Below are 16,336 nucleotides of genomic sequence, written 5' to 3'. Positions count from 1 at the left end.
GCGTGAGTATTCAGAGCCCAGGTCTTTTTATCGCCTTCGAAGGCGGGGACGGAGCGGGCAAGTCCACGCAGGCCGCCCGGCTCTCTGACGCCCTTCAGTCGCGGGGACTTTCCGTGCTGCGCACACGGGAACCCGGCGGCACCCCCATTGGCGAGAAATTGCGTTCCCTGGTCCTGGACCATGGGCACGGAACCATCGATGCCCGCACGGAAGCGCTCATGTTTGCTGCGGCCCGCGCCGCCCACGCGAGCCAAGTGATCCGCCCTGCCCTGGCTGAAGGAACGGTGGTCATCACTGACCGCTACATCGACTCGTCGGTGGCCTACCAAGGTACCGGACGCGGCTTGGGTGCCGAGGGCGTCTTGACGCTCAACCATTGGGCCACCGATGGCCTGCGCCCGGACCTGACCGTACTGCTCGACGTCGACCCCTCCGACGGCCGCCGGCGGCGGACTGCCGGGGACGCCTCCGAGGACAGGCTGGAGTCCGAGCCTGATGCATTCCACGCCGCCATCCGCCATGCTTTCCTGGAACTCGCCGAGGCCACACCGTCGAGCTACCTGGTCCTGCCGGCCAATTCCGACATTGAGACCCTCGCCGCCCAGATCCTTGAACGGGTGGAGTCTTTACTGGGTGACCGCGTTCCGGGCGACCTTCCGTGAGTGTCTGGGACGACCTCCAAGGGCAGGCACCCGTTGTAGCGCAATTGAAACAGGCGGCGCAGGGCGAAACCGGTCTCACCCATGCGTGGCTGTTCACCGGCCCTCCGGGATCCGGCCGTTCCAACGCTGCAAAGGCCTTCGCGGCTGCGCTGAATTGCGAGCAGGACGACGTCGCCCTTCGCGGTTGCGGTGAATGCGCGGCCTGCCACACGATTCTCGGCGAGACGCACTCTGATGTGACGTTCGTGCGGACCGAGAAAGTTACCATCACCATTGACGAGGCCCGTGCACTGGTATCCAAAGCGGGCGACAGGCCGGCGACTGGCCGGTGGCGGATCATCGTGGTGGAGGACGCAGACCGCATGGCCGAGCGGACCACCAACGTGCTGTTGAAGGCCATCGAGGAACCAACGCCCCGCACCATCTGGATGTTGTGCGCCCCCTCCCCCGCCGACGTCCTGGTCACCATCCGTTCCCGGTGCCGTCCGGTGAGCCTTCGACTTCCGCCGGCATCCGACGTCGCCGATCTCCTGGTGAGGCGCGACGGCGTCGAACGCCAGCTCGCGGACCGCGCCGCACGCGCTGCGCAAAGCCATATCGGTATTGCCCGGCGGCTGGCACGCGACGCCGATGCCAGGCAACGCCGCCTGGACACCGTACGGATTCCCCTTGGCCTTCGCGGCGTCACTGCTGCGGTGATGATGGCCGAGAAACTGGTGAAAATCGCCACCGAAGAAGCCAACAGCTCCAACGACGAGCGTGATGCGGCGGAGAAAATCGCCCTGTTGGCAAGCCTCGGCGCCCCAGAGTCCGGCACGTTGCCGCCCTCCATGCGCAGCCAGGTCAAACAACTTGAGGACGACCAGAAAAGGCGGGCCAAGCGGTCCATCACCGACTCCCTGGACCGTACCCTGACAGATCTGCTGTCCTTCTACAGGGACGTGTTGATCATCCAGTTGGGGAACGCTGTGGAACTGGTCAACGTTGAGCTCAAGAGCGAACTGGAAGACTACGCCGGCAGTTCAACCCCGGAAACCACCCTGGCCCGGATGGACGCCATCAACAAAGCCCGTGTCCGAATCACCACCACCAACGTGGCTCCCCTGTTGGCGGTCGAGTCCATGGCCACGAGCCTCATCCAGCAATAGGAGAACCCATGACGTCCGCACCCCACCGGCCCGCCGGTGCCCCTTCAAGGGACCGGTCCGCCCAGCGGGGGGCCCGTCGCGGCTTCGTGGCTGCTTGTGTTGCCGTAGCCGCCGCACTGGTGCTGAGCGCCTGCACTGTGCCGTTCCTGCCGGCACCCACGGCCAAGCCGTCCACCAGCACCGTGGATCCCTCCATAGCGGCCTCGGCCCCCAAGGGCCTGGAGAAGTTCTACTCGCAGCCGGTGGAGTGGAGTTCCTGCGAAAATGGCTTCCAGTGCGGCGAAGTCCAGGTGCCCAAGGACTACGCAAACCCAGGGGCCGGCGACATCACGCTCTCCGTCATCAAGTTGCCCAGCACCGGCAACAAGCAGGGATCAATCCTGGTCAACCCCGGTGGCCCCGGCGGCTCCGGGGTGGATTACATCAAGGATGCAGGCAACACCAACTTCACCGAAAAACTGAAGAACAACTTCGATCTGGTGGGCTTTGATCCCCGCGGCGTGAAACGCTCAGCTCCCGTCACCTGCATGACCGACGCCGAACGTGATGCTGCCCGCGAAAAGGTGTTCCGGAAGAACACCGACGAAGGACTGGAAGCCGCACTGGCCTTCAACAAAGCCTTCGCTGAACAGTGCTTGGAGCAGACCGGGGATGTCCTGGGACAGATTGATACCGTCAGTGCGGCCAAGGACCTGGATGTCCTTCGCGCCGTGGTCAACGACGCCAAGCTCAACTACTTGGGCTTCTCCTACGGCACCTTCCTTGGATCCACTTATGCTGCACTTTTCCCGGACAACGTGGGCCGCTTGGTCCTGGACGGCGCAGTGGATCCGTCCATCAGCAACGAGGAACTGACCGCCGGACAAGCACGGGCCTTCGAACGGGCGATCCGCACCTACGTAGCCAGCTGCCAGGGCCAGAACCAGTGCCCTCTCAGCGGATCCGTAGATAACGGCGTCCAGGAGATCAGGGACCTCATCAACGCCGTGGACCAGAATCCCCAGACCGCCAAGGACGGCCGTTTGGTGACCAGCAATGACTTCGTCAACGGACTGATCCTGCCGCTCTACAACGACCAAAGCTGGCCCGCCCTGACCCAGGCCCTGGAGAGCGCCTTCTCCGGGGACGTGTCCCAGATGATGCGGCTTGCCGATCTTGGGGCCGACCGTGAGGCCAACGGCACCTACAGCTCCAACTCCGCCTTCGCGTTCCAGGCCATCAACTGCCTGGACTACCCCATGGTCACTGACACCGCGGGTATGCGGGCCGAGGAAGCCCGCCTGATCCAGGATTCCCCCACCTTCGGTTCCTTCTTTGCCTACGGCGGAGTCAACTGCAAGGACTGGCCGTACAAGAACACCCGCACGCGTGCACCTGTTGAATACAACGGTTCCGCTCCCATCGTGGTGGTGGGCACCACCGGCGACCCCGCCACTCCCTTGGAGTGGTCCCAGTCGCTGCGCAAGCAGTTGGAAAACGCCTCACTGGTCACTTGGGAAGGTGAGGGGCATACCGCCTACGGCCGCTCGAACTCCTGCGTCAGCACCGCCGTCGACGAGTATTTTGTGGACGGAAAGCTGCCGCAGGACGGCCTCAAGTGCTAGAGGTGCCTGGCTTCGCGTTTCTCCACCAGCAGCGGGAGTTGCTTGATGGAATCCACCACGACGGTGGCGCCGGCTGCGCGTAGCGTCGCTTCGGAGTGCGAGCCCGTCAGCACCCCGGCGATGAGGGACGCGCCCGAGCGTATGCCTGACAGCATGTCCGAGCTCGTATCGCCGATCACCGCTACCTCGCGCACATCGTCCAGGTCCAAGGCGAGCACGGCAGTCAGGATCATGTCCGGGTAGGGCCGGCCACGTCCGGCATCGGCAGGGCACAAGCTGAGGTCGGCCAAGCCCATCCAGCCCAACGATTCCAGCACCATGTTCTGCGTATGGCGGCCGAAGCCTGTGGCCAGGCACACCTGCATGCCGGACTCACGCATCCACAGGATGGCGTCCTCCGCGCCCGGAATGGCGCGGACGCCGCCGTCGTCGATCATTTCGTCGTAAGCCTTCTCAAAGACCTTGTTGGCGCTGGCAGCCACCTCTGCGTCGTCGAAGAGGTGGCTGAACACGGTCATTTTCGAAAAGCCCATGGTGTCCCGGGCGTAGCCCAACATGCTCTCGAATTTGCTGCTGCCGGGTTCAATGCCTTGCTCTACCAGCGCCCGGGACATGGCCCGTTCCGTGCGGCCATCATCGGTGATGGTGGTGCCCACCATGTCCACCACCGCCAGCCTCAGCCGGTTGGATGTGTGGCTGGCGTCCCTGGTCAATGCGTCCCCGGTCATTGAGCGGCTCCTTTGGCTTGTCTGCGTGGCAGGTGTACCCCGCCACAGTTGATTCCCCAGCTTCCGGCGGCAGGGAAACGCCCGCCTGAACCCGGCCCGACGCGGGGGTGAACATCCCCGCAACGGCCGCCGCCGCCCTCGTTTTGACCCGGGCGCGGTGCCTCTATTACAGTTATGTCTTGCGTGATCGCCCGGGAAACCGGTGATGGACGCGGTGCTTCCTTAGCTCAGTCGGTAGAGCGTTTCACTCGTAATGAAAAGGTCATCAGTTCGATTCTGATAGGAAGCTCGGTAGAGAACCCCTGGAAATCAAGGATTTCCAAGGTTGGTTGACGAATTACTGGACAAGCGGGGAATCTTATGCATTCCCCGCTTTTTCCTTTGATTCCCAACTAGGTCGTCACTTTTTCGTCACCAGAGGTACCGGCACTTTCGTGGCAACCTTGGACCAGCTCGACCATCCAACGCCATCCTTCGCATGTCGTTCGCGTCGCGACAGCGCTGAGTGGTCAATTCGGGCGCCGCCGAGTCCGCCAAAAGCGGGAGTGTTGAGGAGTGGGGGAAGCCCTGTGGGCAACGCGCATTGCGAGCTGTGTCAGAGAGCCTGGGCTCCGGCGGAGTTCGTCCCCGATCTTGGGCTAATCTGCGCAGCACACACAGAACATCGCTTCTGCAAAGAGTCCGCAATTCTGAGGGCTGAACACGAACGTGATCTCCACTCGGAAGACAGGAGCGGAAGCGAAGATGGCTGGCTTTATGAGTGCCACCGCGTGCAACCAAGACTGCCCTTGCAAATTCTCAGCATGGGTTCGGAACCAGCCTCGCTCATCAATTCGAAACAACGATGGTCCTCGCACCTTCCCAATAGACTCGAGCCTATGATTAATCGAAACCGGCCTGACCTTTGGAAAGAGGACACCGCAGCGTCCGTGGCGATGTACAACAGTTGGTTCATGGAGGCCGCGCCTCAGGCTTATCGCGACACACGCGCCGGCGCTATCGAGTCGATCAAACGAGCCTTCGAATGGTCCCAAAATATGACGGCGATATCTCCCGATCTCATTCGGAAGAATCCTGACGTCGTGTCTGCGCTTAGGATGAGCACGGCTCCCCCTCTCGCAGTAGACAGGCTGGTCGGCCTATCAGGAGTTACCAAGTCCTTTGTCTCCAATCTGGAGAAAGGCACCATCAGCCGATTTTCGTCGGCCCAAACCGTAGAGTCATCGTTGCACCGGATTTGCGAAGTCGTAAGTGAGCTGCTGGATCGCGATCTATTCTCGTGGCTGGATAGCCCTGCTCCACCGCCTGAACGGGACACGGAGATGGCTGCAACCGTAGTGGCTGACCGGCTTTGCGGAGCTATTGCGAACCCCATCGTCCGCAACGCCCAAGAGCAACGCCAGCTCGAATTGATACAGCGATGGCTGAACGAACGCGGGTACATGAAGCAGGCCTATTCGCCATCGACCGCGCTGCGCAATCTCGCAGCATTGCGTCAGATGCAACCTGGTACGTTTTTCTTCCATCAGAATGTGGTCGTCGGCGGAGACCGCAGCGTGAACATTCCTATAGACGTCGTGATCCAGCCCTTCAAGCCGACCAGGAGTGGTTTGCCACTATTGATCGAGGCAAAGAGCGCCGGTGACTTCACCAATACTAACAAGCGGCGCAAGGAAGAAGCACAGAAACTAAACCAGCTGAGGGAAACGTATGGTGACATATCGCTGACCCTCTTCCTGTGCGGGTATTTCGATGGCGGATACCTCGGCTACTCCGCTGCCGAGGGCCTGGACTGGGTCTGGGAACACCGTATAGATGATTTGGAGAAGCTTGGTGTCTGACTCGCCACACGCGCTGGAAGCAGAGCGGCTTATAGGCCAGAAAGTTCTCGACAACGAGAAGACACCTCGTGAGCGTAATGAGATGGGGCAGTTTGCGACGCCCCCTATGCTCGCTGACGATGTGATGGAGTTCGCATTGTCAGAGCTCCATGCCCCGCATATCGACTTCTTGGAGCCGTCCTGTGGGTCAGGCTCCTTCTTGAGTGCTCTCTACCGGAGTTCGGAAGGTCCTCGGGCGCGCCAAGTTACCGGCGTTGAGATAGACGAGCGTTTTGCTGAACTTGCAAGCAGCCTTTGGGGCAGCCAAGCGAACATCATTAATGGCGATTACCTTGGTTGGGTGCGGCAGACCGCTTTCCGCCCCAATCTCTTGGTGGCGAACCCTCCATATGTCCGCCACCATCACATACCTGCCGCGCAGAAACTGGCCTTGGGGCAGGCTACTCAAGAAGCAACCGGGATCAAGGTGTCAGGTCTGGCTGGCCTGTACGTGTACTTCATGCTGCTTACTCATAAGGTCTTGAGTGAAGACGCCGTCTCCGCATGGCTCATTCCGACCGAGTTTATGGATGTCAACTACGGCGTCGCCCTTCGTGAGTATCTGGCCACGACCGTGGAACTCATAAAAATTCACCGATTCGACCCAAGCGATGTGCAGTTTGCCGACGCCCTCGTGAGTTCCGCTGTTGTCGTCTTTCGTAACCGCCGTCCTTCCGCAGGTGCAACCGCCGAATTTACCTATGGTGGATCCGTGCATGCTCCCGAGCGAGTACATAAGGTAGAAATTGCATCACTAAAGGCCAAGCAAAAATGGATCAGGCATTTTGATACGCCTGTTGTTGATGAATTGGAAGGCCGCGAGGCGCTGAAGGACCTGTTTACGGTGCGACGCGGTATCGCCACTGGATCAAACGAGTTCTTTGTCCGTCCCCGGTCCGAGTTGCTGGCCCTCGGCATCAGGGAAGAACACATCACGCCGGTTCTGCCGAGTGCACGAAGGCTAAAGTCCAATGTGGTTGAAGCGGATGAAGATGGCTGGGCCGCCCTGAGCGAACAACTTGGTTTGATCAACTGCGTACTCCCCCCAGAAAAGCTATCCGCCGCTGATCCTGCCCTCATGGCAGTTCTGAACGGGGCAGACGAGACAGTACGAGGCGGGTACCTCGTAAAGAAACGCACTCCGTGGTACAAGCAGGAGCAGAGGCCTGCACCACCCCTCTTGTGCACTTATATGGGGCGAGGCGGAGATGACGTGCATCCCTTCAAATTTATTCGCAACGAGTCCCAGGCCACTGCCACAAACACGTACCTCCTTCTGTATCCAAAACAGGAGGTCGCTAATTATATCGCGTCCAGGCCGGACGGTCTTGAACGCGTACATCACGCACTTCTGCGGCTGACCGCTCAAGACCTACGAGACGGTGGCAGATCCTACGGCGGAGGCCTCAGAAAGATTGAGCCCAAGGAATTGGGCATGCTGAACGCGCGTGTTGTGCGCGAGCTGTTGTCCAACGGCTAGAAACAGGAACGGACTTACAAATGGACGCTTTTCTGGCTGATGTAGGCAAGAATGCACTAGACTTCTGGAACTGGGTGGCACCAAACTTCTGGCCGGGGCTACTTCTCGTCCCTCTCACAATATTGGCAACCCGTTGGGACAGGCTTTTTGACGCATCGAGAATTGCTGAGCAGACGCAGCAGCGGGAGCACACAGAATGGCGTGCCAGTTATGTGTCCGGGAAACTGACGGGGACTAAACCTTCCCCGCACGACATTGATCTCGTGCTTCGATGGTTCGTCATGAGGAAAAGTGGGGATTCCAAGACCGTTCTTCTCAATAACCGCGCACAGACCAATGCCTCGACTGTCCGCGTGACCGCAGACTCTTGGAAAAAGGGCAAGGTAAAGCAATGGCGGAAGATCAAGGCTGGAAAGACTCGCCGGCTCAAGATTGGTAGGGTTCCAGACCACAATGCCGACGGAATTCGCCTCGACATTTATTGGGATGACGCAAACGGCTTGGCAAGAACCGTTCAATTTCTCGTTCCCTTAGGAGATAAATTACCCGTTCCGATAGTGACTAAGTTGGCCGTTGATTCGAACGGTGTGGAAGCCGGAAACACAGGTATACAGGATGCTCCAGCCGCGAGTAATCCTGGGGCCGCTCGCCCGAAGTTGCCCCATCAAGAAACGATCACGAAAACGAGCGCAGGGGAGAATGCAGAGGGGAACTCACCCTCGGATGGGCTGGATTCCGAATTCCACATGGCCTCTACCGAGCAAACCCCACATGTGCAAGGGCGTATTGCAGGCGCAGAAACAGGAACAGGAACGGAGAGAGCCGAACCACGTCGGCTGAGGGCCGAGCCTTCGTTCGATCTCGCGGGGGAAACACCTCAGCCAGCGCCCGGAGCGATTACCGGGATACCCCCGTCCATGGACATCGCGAACAAGAGCATTCCCAACCGTACGCCAGGGCTACCTGCAAACTTTGTTTTCTACCACAACAGTGAAAAGAAGATGCTAGGGCTTAAGAATGAGGGGCCCGGCGATGCAAGCAAGATCTACTTACAGCCCTATGACGATGATCAAGGCGTCCAAGGTGGCGGGTTTTGGCACTCCATCCCGTCGAACCGGATTCAGCCATTCAAGCTCACGAATGACCGCGAGAGAGGAATCATCAAGATGCGATTCGTACTTTCGTGGGACGACGGTTTCGAGTTGGGCCGCACAAAAGAAATGGTAATCCCGGGCATCGGCGATTAGTGCTGGGTTTGTGGGGGAACCGCTTCCACTTGCCTTGTTCCAGACGCAAGAGTGAATGACAACTATCAAAGGATGCCTTAGCGCCGCTCACCTCGTGATCCATGCTGGTCTTCTCGCCATACGCCGGCGGATGTGAAGTCGATTCTCACCGGCAAAAAACTTCGTGCCTCTGATGTGCGGGCCTATACCACCGCCCCGTGGCGTGAGGCAGGCCCCGGAGTAGCTGAAGCACCTCGAGTCGTGATACCGCATACTCTCATGCTCCTGGGGCTCCACTGGGCATGAGAGGATTAGGAGTATGTGGAATGAACGGTTTGGGATCATCGGCGCCGGCTATGAGGGCAAAGATGCTTCAACGTTCGTTGACGGTTTGGTTTCTTGGCGTATTGGCACTGTAGTTGATGTGCGTCTGAACCCTATTTCCCGAAAGAAGGGGCTATCAAAGCGTGGGCTAGCCGCCTCCCTCGAGCAGTCGGATATCCGGTACCTGCATCTGCCTACCCTGGGGAACCCGCGCGATAATCGCGAAGGCTTCGCAGTTCCAGGCTCACCGGAAGCCGAGCAGGCTCACGGTAGATATCGGGAATTATTGATGACGGACGCAGCTGGTGAGGCACTTCGGCAGCTCGCTGAGCTATCAGTGACTCAGCGCGTCGCTGTCATCTGTTTTGAGGAATCCGAGCGGTGCTGCCATCGAAGCCTTGTGATAGAGGCTGCAAAGAAACTCATGCATGAGTTGGTCGCCATCTAGAACAAGGAAGGTTGCGGTCGGGAATTTTTTGGCGGATAGAAGACGCCTAGAACCATGAAGGATCCCGGATTGGCATGCTGATTGCCGATGTAAAAGTGAGTCGCCTTAGCTGGACCGCAAAGTTCGTCAAAGAACTTTTGGCTTAGCTGCTTGTCCACAGTGGCGACAGGTGTATCCCGCCAGCGAAGCCCTGCTGCGCCAACTTCCCAATCGATAAGGCCCTGCTTATGACCGGAGCATCCCCTGGCCTCACATCGATAGTTGTATTGCACACGGTACGGGGCGGCTCGCAGCACTTCCTTTTCTGTCCGGAATAGATCTGGCGCTGCGGCAGCTTGCGCGGCCGCGGCCAGCGCAGGATCAAAATCGGGGTTTTGGGTGACAGTCACTCCCGTCACGTCAGATGGCTTCACCAGGGCCAGAGAACGCGCGGCTTGGCCAACCCGCGCAGCCTCTCGATGCAGTTCACAAGTCGTTCCTTCACCGACGAGAGGTCCCAGGATCTCCCAGCGTTCTTTCCAGCCGCGCGCTGTATCTACAGTACGGCCAAGTCGAATTGACCCCAGATCCGGCTGCCAGCTCTCGGGACGCCTATCGGTTGTTCCGCGACGAACTCGGAGCTTTATCAACTGGTACTTCTTGAACTGAGACTCAGCAGGGAGATCACGAAAACCGACAGGAAAAAGCCGGACGAATTCGGGACTCTCAACATCAGTTCGCACGCCGGCAACACAAACTGACTCGCCATACTTGTTGCTAATCGCGGGATAGGCTTTTACAGTCACCAACATTTCGAGACTCTGCCACTCCGAACCGCCCCGACTGCTCACTTGCTTGCCCCCAATTGGCCGAATGTCGCGCTCCTGGTACGTCGTGCTCCTGGTATGTAGGAGCTTGGACAAGATTACTGGACTTTGTCCAGAGTGCAGAGGATTGGTTCCCGGCGTATCAGCAGTGAGTCTATGCGTATCGTGGTGTGTGTGCTCGAGCAATACCAAGGAGTAGGGATTTGGTCTCGTTAGCAGCGTTAGATGCCGAGAGCGTAGAAGCGTCCATAAGGGAATTTGTTTCGATGGGCCGTCAAAAGTTTCTTGACGACTATGGTCTGAGCAGATCGAAGAAGTACTTCATCGAACTGCCGGACGGGACACTCGTCGATTCGAAGCCGATTATTTCAGTTGCCTTGGGGAAGAAGCTCGGAACGGAACCCGTTCGCGGCTTCGTCGGCGGCGCAGGCCAGGCCAAGCCCAAACTTGAAAAGCTCGGTTTCAAAGTCATCGCCCTCTCGGAATCTAGCGTTCCCCCTCTGTCAATCAGTCGCCGTCTGGCTGGTCCAGACTTGCCACGAGTTGGTGAGACTTACAACAACCGGTCACAGGTCAAACTAGCCTATGGCGGTGACATCAACGCCGGGATCATTCGATTTCCTGGGGACGACATAGTCAATGTCTTCTCAGACGCAACTGGCCCATACGCGGATGAGCCTCCAAGTTTGGTGAAGTCCTTCGGATACCGCGGCGCGGGGCTCGTGGGCCCCCAACGTGTCGAGTCAGTTGGCAATGCACGCTTGGAACGAGCGCGACTCGAAGGGGCGGCTGTTCGATACTGGTACCGCCCAAAGGGCGAGCCTCTTTCGTTCGTTTCGTGGGTTGTCGTAATTGGACGTTCTTGGACAAACGGTCCAGACATTAAAGGGGTGGACAGACCGGAGATCGAATGGGAGTTGCGGACGGTGCACTCACGCTCTCCCGAGTCATGGCCAGAAGATCTTTTCGAAGCCGTCGATTCCGCAACCGAAGCATCTGGAGATGTCCCTTCCGGGCCAGAAGCGACGGCCCACTCGACTTATGAGCAACTACTAGCGCGGGTTGAGGCGCTGACACCTTCCGCCAGTGGCCGTGAAGTGGTTCGTGTTAACCTGGCGCGCAGTCAAGCGGCTCGCAGGGCAGTCCTATTAAGGAGCGAAGGCTCGTGCGAAAACACTAGGTGCACCGGTATGCCGGCTGATCGCAATCGTAAAGGACAGCCGATCCTCGACGTAGATCACGTGCAAGATCTAGCCCTCGGCGGGAGCGATCATCCGTCGAATATGGTGGCGATCTGTCCTAACTGTCACGCTTCCAAAACCAGAGGCGACTCAGTGCGTTGGAGAAGAGAATTCGCCAAAGTCGCCCGAACGGCACATCTTTCGGCCGTAGCTTCAGCCAGATCTCAGGACGAGGGTCGCTAGAAACGTTTGACAGGGATCGCTACTTGGCTAGGTAGCGATACAAGGTAGCCACTGAAACTCCGACGGCGTCGGCGATCTCCTTCGGTTTGAGGTTTCCCGCTGCGTGGAGCTCTTTTGCCCGTTGGATCTTGGCGCTGTCCAGTAATTGTGGACGGCCTCCGGTGCGACCGCGGGCTCGTGCAGCCGCGAGCCCAATATAAGTGCGCTCTCGGAGCAGGTCACGCTCATACTCAGCGAACGCCCCGTAGATGCCGAGCATCAGCTTTGCCTGGGCCTTGTTGCCGTCCGTACTGAGCATGGGATTGTCCAGTACCCGCACACCGATTCCTTGGTCCCCGAGTTCTTGAAACAGTCTTACAAGATTCCCAAGGGACCTCCCCAAGCGGTCCAGCTTGGCGACTACCAATGTGTCCCCTTCCCGCAGCGATGCCAAGCATTTATCGAAGCCGGGACGGCAGGCCTTTGTCCCACTCACGCCGTGATCCTGGAACAGATGTCGAGCATCGTCCTTTACTCCGGCCGCGGTCAGCGCGTCATGCTGGCCGTCCATGTTCTGGTCTGCCGTGCTTACGCGCATGTAGCCAACTAGTGCCATTCGCAATGACCTCTCAGTTACTCAATAACCATCAACATTCTGAGAATTAGATTATGATATCACTTTTGAGAAAGTAAACCTGCCTAGATTCCAGGCACGGTGGCCTGGAGCTCGCGGCCATTTCCGCCAATCAACAAACGATCGTTTTTGAGAAGAGACACAGAGGTGTGAACAAAGAGGGATTGTCAGAGGTCTGGCATGGTTCCAGCGCCCGGAGGAGTTGCTTCAACCCCGAGTCCAGGAGTGCCTAGCCTGCGGGGCCGGAACTGTGCAACAGATTAATACTCGCAACACAACCGACGCCGAAAGGAACGTTCACCTTCTTCGTTATCGTCTAATCTTGAAGTCAAAGGATTTGGGGGAAGCGTGATCAATTTTGATGAGGCAATCTCATGGGCCAGCGACGGGGTCGAAGCCAAGTGCGCCTTGCTCCTTGGCAATGGCTTCAGTATGGCTTATGACTCTTCACGCTTCAGCTACGGCGCCCTTGCGACGCTAGCTGAGGACAGGGACCTGCTTCCACCCCTCGCACTCAAGGTTATGAAAGCGTCCGGCAACACCGACTTCGAGTCGCTGATGAGGAAACTGAAGAGCACCGTGGACACACTAGCTGCTCTCGATGATGTCGTCCACGCTGCTACTATCAATGAGTTGAACGCCAATGTCGTCGCGGTGCGCGAAGCTTTGGCTCGTTCCATTGCAGGCCTGCATCCAGAGCGCCCCTTCGAGATAGAAGAAGCTGCCTACAGGCGTGTTCGCCAATTCCTTGATCGATTCAAGACCATTTACACAGTCAGCTACGATCTGCTGTTGTATTGGGCGTTGATGCAGACATTTGATGACAGCGTAAATGACCGCCGATCAGATGACGGTTTTCGGGACAGCCGCATCGATGGCGATGAAACCGTGCTTTGGAACATTTATAACCCATATGCCCAAAATGTCCATTACCTGCATGGCGCTCTTCATCTTTATCGTGGCAGAGACGGCCTGCGTAAGATCACTTATATCAGGACACAAGCTGCGCTCATAGACCAGGTTCGCAATCAACTGGAATCAGGACGATACCCATTATACGTTGCGGAAGGTCAATCCGCAGAAAAAATCCAACGAATCAATGGAAGCGCATATCTCTCTCGCTCACTTCGGAGTCTGACGGGTCGAGGAAATGGCTTGGTGGTATTTGGCCATTCGCTGGATGCAAATGATGACCACATCTTCGAAGCCGTTATTCGCTCGAAGGTTGGCAGAATCGCTGTGTCACTTCATGGTGACCCTGACTCGGAAGGCAACAGGGCCATACAGCGACGTACGGCGGACTTGGTGGTCAGACGGCAGCATATAAATCCAAGAAATCCTCTGGAGTACAGGTTCTTCGATGCCTCCAGCGTGCCCCTCTGGTAGTGGCCCGCTAACGAGCGTCATCAGTGCAAGCGGGTGACCTTGGTCAGAACCACGCCTTAAGGACCGGGACCGTGCTGTACTGGTTTTTCGCCTTGTCGAAGAACTTTATAGTCCATTGTGGTTGAGTCTTATCTATGTCAATCGCTTGACTCACCTCTGGACCTTGATAATTGAAGTGCAACATGTTTGAGCCGTCGATAGCCCCGGGGACGTTTACGAACGGCGGGGAAGCTGGGCAAGCGTAGTTGCCCTTTGCTGCATCAAATGGCGCCGTCTGCCCCTTGTGCAAGAGAATGCAGCCTATCTTTCCTGATTCACTTTTACTATCAATATAGAGCCCCCAAGGCTGCGACTTAGTCGTGAGCATATCATTCGGCAGCGGGGGGTTCGGTTGCTCACGATCAACGGCGAATGCCGGATATTGCACATTTTTGAACGACTCTTGGGTTATGTTTCCATCCTTATTCGGCATGGGACAAACAACAGTGTCCCCCTGCTTCAACACGAAACAAGGATCTTGAGCTAGGCCGAGTCCCCCAAAAGTCCGGATGCAGAAGTGGGAAGCTGCACGAGGGCTATTTAAGGCTCGTTGCGCGCACACGAGGCCTGCCCCATCTGATTGGGAGTCGTTAGGTTCCGCCGCAGCAGACGGCTCAAAAATCACGACTTCCGTTGGCGTTGGAGGTGCTTGGCTAACAATCTGAAAAAAGACTAGGCCGATCGGCAGCAGGACGGCAGTGGCTACCGCCCATGTGTACCGCGGCCAATTCCGCTTGGTGGGCACAGCCGGTACGGCTAGTGCAGGAGACGGTTCCTTCTGGGATTCAGACGGAAATGGCTCCTGCCGCTTCTCCGTAGGGGTCTTTGCTGGTATTCGTTGCTTTCGCGACAACCCGCCTCCTGACGTTCTTCGCCTCATCGTACTGGCGACACCCCGGGTATGGCGACGCCCGTCGATCGCCACGGGCATTTCTCCCTTTGTAGTCGGGCGTTCCTCGACACAAGCCACCTCCAACGTAGTCGCTCAAGTCGCCGCAGCAGCAAGTCATGAGCTGGTCATACCCCTGGGGGGGTACCCCCCCAAAAGGGCATGAGCCGCACCCCGGTCGTGATAGCGGCTCCCCACGCGTACGGATTGGAAAGTCGGCAAGAAACGGTCCCAACCCACGGCAACACTAAGAAGAAGCCGCCAAATGCCAGCGATTCTATGGCGCTTTACGGCCAAATTAGTTGCCAAATCGAGAGTCAATGCCTGAGTCAGGCCTCGTTGAGGTCAGCCCCCATAGGACGCCGACCACCGCGATAGGGACTCTGCTCAGGGCGAGCCGCCGAGCCCTCCAGCAGTTCCGAGAGGGGTACGCCAAGTACATCGGCGACATCCCATAGGCGCTCATACGCAACACTTTTGCGCCCCCACTCGATGCCAATGATCATATTGCGGCTCAACCCGCACTCCAATGCCAAGGCTTCTTGAGACAGGCTCTGAGCAAGTCGCACCTCACGGATCCGAGCGCCCGTAGCCTGCCTCCTCTTGCGCCACTTCTGGAGCTGAGCGTCAGAAGTCTGGCTTGGTCGTGAAGGCATTTATCCATGCCACGCAATAATGTCAGCCTTGTCTGCTCCACTAGTGATACATGCAAGAATGGAGAGAGTAGAGGAGTGCCGGGGATGGACAACGAATGGCTTCCGGGTGCAATGCTGGACTCACCAGAACCGGAAGCGTTGCCGTGCGACGAACCCACAGACCCATCCACAACAGGTAATCGCTGCAGTGAACCCGGATGCTTCAGCAGCGGCCGCCTTATCCTCGGTCTTTGCGGAAAGCACTACCAGCGTTTGAGGAAGCACGGCTCGACTAATCCTTCTGGCGTGCAGTTTCGCGACCACTCGGCGGAGCACTGTAAATGGAAAGACTGTGGTAAGCCGGTGAAGGCCAAGGGTTACTGTGCCCGTCACTACCAGCGCTTTCAGACGCACGGCGATCCCTCAGTCACCAAACTTCGTGATGTTGACCTCAATCAGCCCCGCTACTGCGAGCATTGCGGTTCGGACATTTCCCACAAGAGATCCAACGCGGTCTTTTGCAGTCGCGACTGCAAGACCAAGGTTTCCGATAAGCGACGCCTGCTGGACGGCAGGGAACAGGAGCGGAATCAAAAGCGATATCCCAGGGAGCGCCGCCAGCGCAAAAAGCTCGCCCGGGAGTTGTACTGGGCAACGCGACCCAGACAACTGGAGACGTCCAGGGCCTGGCGAATAGCCAACCCGGACAAGCGATATGCCCAACACATCAACCGACGAGGGCGCAAGTTCAACAACCCGGGCTTTGTGGCAGTCACGGACTGGGAATGGCGTCGAATGGTTCGTCGTAATGGCTACCGGTGTACTTACTGTGGAAAACGTCCAGATAGATTGGTCATGGACCACGTAGTTCCCCTGTCCAGGGGAGGTCGCCATGCTCCCGGCAACGTCACTCCTGCCTGCACTGACTGCAATGGTGCGAAGGGTGCAATGTTCGTATGCGAGTGGAAGCAAGCCCAGAGCAGGAACTCAATCGGATAGACCGACGGGACCGTCCGCCAGGCCTTGCCGTGACACTTCACACAC

General features: G+C 58.0%; 15 protein-coding genes and 1 tRNA gene. 11 read left to right on the top strand and 5 right to left on the bottom strand.

Annotation, left to right across the window (positions count from 1 at the left end):
- The first annotated feature begins 2 nt into the window (after nucleotides 1–2).
- Genes tmk through ABIE35_RS17275 form a run of 3 tightly spaced genes read left to right on the top strand, consistent with a single transcriptional unit; the run spans nucleotide 3 to nucleotide 3,414 of the window.
- The gene (gene tmk / locus ABIE35_RS17285) at nucleotides 3–662 is read left to right on the top strand and encodes a dTMP kinase (RefSeq protein WP_354516835.1); all 660 of its coding nucleotides are present in this window, start codon (nucleotides 3–5) and stop codon (nucleotides 660–662) included.
- Complete coding sequence (locus tag ABIE35_RS17280) at nucleotides 659–1,810, top strand: DNA polymerase III subunit delta' (protein WP_089593781.1); 1,152 nt, start codon at nucleotides 659–661, stop codon at nucleotides 1,808–1,810. Before tmk ends, ABIE35_RS17280 begins: the two co-directional genes overlap by 4 nt.
- A gap of 8 nt (nucleotides 1,811–1,818) precedes the next feature.
- Nucleotides 1,819–3,414, top strand: coding sequence for an alpha/beta hydrolase (locus ABIE35_RS17275; protein ID WP_354516833.1), 1,596 nt, complete (start codon nucleotides 1,819–1,821; stop codon nucleotides 3,412–3,414).
- On the opposite strand, the gene ABIE35_RS17270 is transcribed toward ABIE35_RS17275, so the two are convergent.
- Nucleotides 3,411–4,142 (bottom strand): HAD family hydrolase, encoded by a 732-nt coding sequence (locus ABIE35_RS17270; protein ID WP_354516831.1) that lies wholly within the window; start codon nucleotides 4,140–4,142, stop codon nucleotides 3,411–3,413. The two genes, ABIE35_RS17275 and ABIE35_RS17270, sit on opposite strands and share 4 nt — an antisense overlap.
- A gap of 216 nt (nucleotides 4,143–4,358) precedes the next feature.
- On the opposite strand from ABIE35_RS17270, the gene ABIE35_RS17265 reads away from it, so the two are divergent.
- From ABIE35_RS17265 to ABIE35_RS17245, 5 genes are all read left to right on the top strand, one after another.
- Nucleotides 4,359–4,431 (top strand) — tRNA-Thr (locus tag ABIE35_RS17265).
- Nucleotides 4,432–5,020: 589 nt separating this feature from the next.
- Entirely contained in the window at nucleotides 5,021–5,983 is a 963-nt protein-coding gene (locus ABIE35_RS17260) for a XamI family restriction endonuclease (protein WP_354516829.1), read from the top strand.
- On the top strand, nucleotides 5,976–7,502 hold the full coding sequence (locus ABIE35_RS17255) for an Eco57I restriction-modification methylase domain-containing protein (RefSeq protein ID WP_354516827.1): 1,527 nt from the start codon (nucleotides 5,976–5,978) through the stop codon (nucleotides 7,500–7,502). Before ABIE35_RS17260 ends, ABIE35_RS17255 begins: the two co-directional genes overlap by 8 nt.
- A 20-nt stretch (nucleotides 7,503–7,522) precedes the next feature.
- A complete protein-coding gene (locus tag ABIE35_RS17250; protein ID WP_354516825.1) occupies nucleotides 7,523–8,749 on the top strand; it encodes a hypothetical protein in 1,227 nt (408 codons plus the stop codon).
- A 298-nt stretch (nucleotides 8,750–9,047) separates the two neighbouring features.
- Nucleotides 9,048–9,500: a DUF488 domain-containing protein gene (locus tag ABIE35_RS17245; RefSeq protein WP_354516823.1), complete on the top strand. Its 453-nt coding sequence runs from the start codon at nucleotides 9,048–9,050 to the stop codon at nucleotides 9,498–9,500.
- On the opposite strand, the gene ABIE35_RS17240 is transcribed toward ABIE35_RS17245, so the two are convergent.
- Nucleotides 9,497–10,291 (bottom strand): DUF8757 domain-containing protein, encoded by a 795-nt coding sequence (locus ABIE35_RS17240; RefSeq protein ID WP_354516822.1) that lies wholly within the window; start codon nucleotides 10,289–10,291, stop codon nucleotides 9,497–9,499. The genes ABIE35_RS17245 and ABIE35_RS17240 overlap by 4 nt on opposite strands.
- A gap of 185 nt (nucleotides 10,292–10,476) precedes the next feature.
- On the opposite strand from ABIE35_RS17240, the gene ABIE35_RS17235 reads away from it, so the two are divergent.
- The gene (locus ABIE35_RS17235) at nucleotides 10,477–11,730 is read left to right on the top strand and encodes an HNH endonuclease (protein WP_502921392.1); all 1,254 of its coding nucleotides are present in this window, start codon (nucleotides 10,477–10,479) and stop codon (nucleotides 11,728–11,730) included.
- Nucleotides 11,731–11,749: 19 nt separating this feature from the next.
- Here the strand turns inward: ABIE35_RS17235 and ABIE35_RS17230 are convergent, their stop codons facing one another.
- The gene (locus ABIE35_RS17230) at nucleotides 11,750–12,325 is read right to left on the bottom strand and encodes a recombinase family protein (protein ID WP_354516820.1); all 576 of its coding nucleotides are present in this window, start codon (nucleotides 12,323–12,325) and stop codon (nucleotides 11,750–11,752) included.
- A gap of 366 nt (nucleotides 12,326–12,691) precedes the next feature.
- On the opposite strand from ABIE35_RS17230, the gene ABIE35_RS17225 reads away from it, so the two are divergent.
- Nucleotides 12,692–13,729 carry a DUF4917 family protein gene (locus tag ABIE35_RS17225; protein WP_354516818.1) on the top strand — a complete coding sequence of 346 codons (1,038 nt, stop codon included), beginning with the start codon at nucleotides 12,692–12,694 and terminating at the stop codon, nucleotides 13,727–13,729.
- 43 nt (nucleotides 13,730–13,772) lie between these two features.
- On the opposite strand, the gene ABIE35_RS17220 is transcribed toward ABIE35_RS17225, so the two are convergent.
- Both ABIE35_RS17220 and ABIE35_RS17215 read right to left on the bottom strand, forming a co-directional pair.
- Nucleotides 13,773–14,201: a hypothetical protein gene (locus ABIE35_RS17220; protein ID WP_354516816.1), complete on the bottom strand. Its 429-nt coding sequence runs from the start codon at nucleotides 14,199–14,201 to the stop codon at nucleotides 13,773–13,775.
- Nucleotides 14,202–14,986: 785 nt separating this feature from the next.
- A complete protein-coding gene (locus tag ABIE35_RS17215; protein WP_354516814.1) occupies nucleotides 14,987–15,313 on the bottom strand; it encodes a helix-turn-helix domain-containing protein in 327 nt (108 codons plus the stop codon).
- A gap of 6 nt (nucleotides 15,314–15,319) precedes the next feature.
- On the opposite strand from ABIE35_RS17215, the gene ABIE35_RS17210 reads away from it, so the two are divergent.
- Nucleotides 15,320–16,291 carry an HNH endonuclease gene (locus ABIE35_RS17210; protein ID WP_354516812.1) on the top strand — a complete coding sequence of 324 codons (972 nt, stop codon included), beginning with the start codon at nucleotides 15,320–15,322 and terminating at the stop codon, nucleotides 16,289–16,291.
- Nucleotides 16,292–16,336 lie beyond the last annotated feature (45 nt).

This window comes from Paenarthrobacter sp. 4246 (assembly GCF_040546855.1).
In the GTDB taxonomy this organism is placed as follows: Bacteria; Actinomycetota; Actinomycetes; order Actinomycetales; family Micrococcaceae; genus Arthrobacter.
This window is presented reverse-complemented; position numbering and strand designations above follow the sequence as displayed.

Bases quoted from the DNA above. Each gene is read 5' to 3' on its own strand.
- ABIE35_RS17245 (WP_354516823.1), top strand. From the start codon at position 9,048: ATGTGGAATGAACGGTTTGGGATCATCGGCGCCGGCTATGAGGGCAAA.
- ABIE35_RS17270 (WP_354516831.1), bottom strand. From the start codon at position 4,142: ATGACCGGGGACGCATTGACCAGGGACGCCAGCCACACATCCAACCGG.
- ABIE35_RS17275 (WP_354516833.1), top strand. From the start codon at position 1,819: ATGACGTCCGCACCCCACCGGCCCGCCGGTGCCCCTTCAAGGGACCGG.
- ABIE35_RS17240 (WP_354516822.1), bottom strand. From the start codon at position 10,291: ATGTTGGTGACTGTAAAAGCCTATCCCGCGATTAGCAACAAGTATGGC.
- ABIE35_RS17215 (WP_354516814.1), bottom strand. From the start codon at position 15,313: ATGCCTTCACGACCAAGCCAGACTTCTGACGCTCAGCTCCAGAAGTGG.
- ABIE35_RS17220 (WP_354516816.1), bottom strand. From the start codon at position 14,201: ATGCCGAATAAGGATGGAAACATAACCCAAGAGTCGTTCAAAAATGTG.
- ABIE35_RS17260 (WP_354516829.1), top strand. From the start codon at position 5,021: ATGATTAATCGAAACCGGCCTGACCTTTGGAAAGAGGACACCGCAGCG.
- ABIE35_RS17210 (WP_354516812.1), top strand. From the start codon at position 15,320: ATGCCACGCAATAATGTCAGCCTTGTCTGCTCCACTAGTGATACATGC.
- ABIE35_RS17250 (WP_354516825.1), top strand. From the start codon at position 7,523: ATGGACGCTTTTCTGGCTGATGTAGGCAAGAATGCACTAGACTTCTGG.
- ABIE35_RS17230 (WP_354516820.1), bottom strand. From the start codon at position 12,325: ATGGCACTAGTTGGCTACATGCGCGTAAGCACGGCAGACCAGAACATG.